The sequence below is a fragment of the [Clostridium] symbiosum ATCC 14940 genome (assembly GCF_000466485.1).
Taxonomy (GTDB): domain Bacteria; phylum Bacillota; class Clostridia; order Lachnospirales; family Lachnospiraceae; genus Otoolea; species Otoolea symbiosa.
This window is the reverse complement of sequence record NZ_KE992826.1, coordinates 2,104-3,189: the sequence shown is the minus strand read 5'-3', so window position 1 is coordinate 3,189 and position 1,086 is coordinate 2,104. Positions and strand designations below refer to the sequence as shown.

Here is a 1,086-nt window from a genome sequence, read left to right as displayed (position 1 = left end):
AAGCGGGCGGTGGAATTTAAATAAAAAATTTTCAATTAAAATACGAGAAAATTTTTTGACTTGCTGGATGATTTGTTGAAGGTGTATAATTAAGATATATAAATTTGGCATGGATGCAAGGATAATTGTGTATTTTTGCTGTCGAGGCTCGTGAGAGCCTTGTGGATTGAAATATCAATCTGAAGTCCATTCCGAAATTTAGGCAACGTCGAGGCTCGTGAGAGCCTTGTGGATTGAAATTCAACGACTGGAAGTTGGAAGCACTTATGTCGACTATACATCTTTACTACTCACCTCGAAATACTCTATAATTCCCAGTGTTACAAAGAAAATATATTTAAAAGAGAAGGGGAAAGCTTCTATGGCAAAAGATATTAATATTCAGGATTTAATAAACAAGATAAATAAATTTAGAGAGGAAAGAGACTGGAGAAAGTTTCACAATCCTAAGGATTTATCAATCTCCATTTCACTTGAAGCATCAGAATTGCTGGAATTGTTCCAATGGAAATCAAGTGAGGAAGCGGTAGAAAATAATCTGGATAGAATGAAGGATGAAATTGCTGATATCTTTATATATCTGCTTATGCTTTCGGATGATTTGGGGTTAGATCTCTTCAGTGCGGTTACTGAAAAAATGAATAAAAACAACGGAAAATATCCAAAAGAGTTATGCAAGGGGAAGCGTGATAAGTATACAGCCTATTTAGAGTGAAAATTAAACATAATATTTCATTATTACATTGCTTGTTTGAAAACTGTAGGGTTGACTATGGGTTGATTTGATGGGTATTGATCTTTAGTAAGAAGAACCAAGTGCGAATAGTAGTTGTACATAAAATCCCAGGGAGATTCGCACTACAATTGGCCGGAAAATACTATTAAATTACGCGAGGAAATTTCAACTTGATAAACGATTTGTAGAAGATGTATAATATGAAGCATGTAAATGTGGCATAGATGCAAGAATAATTGTACATTTTTGCTGTCGAGGCTCGCGAGAGCCTTGTGGATCGAAATGTTGTGACGCAAACGAAAAAGCTGTGCTTCATTCGTCGAGGCTCGCGAGAGCCTTGTGGATCGAAA

1 protein-coding gene is annotated in these 1,086 nt (G+C 35.8%); it reads left to right on the top strand.

The window, feature by feature from the left end:
* Positions 1-361 precede the first annotated feature (361 nt).
* Positions 362-715 carry a nucleotide pyrophosphohydrolase gene (locus CLOSYM_RS03710; protein WP_003500846.1) on the top strand — a complete coding sequence of 118 codons (354 nt, stop codon included), beginning with the start codon at positions 362-364 and terminating at the stop codon, positions 713-715.
* Positions 716-1,086 lie beyond the last annotated feature (371 nt).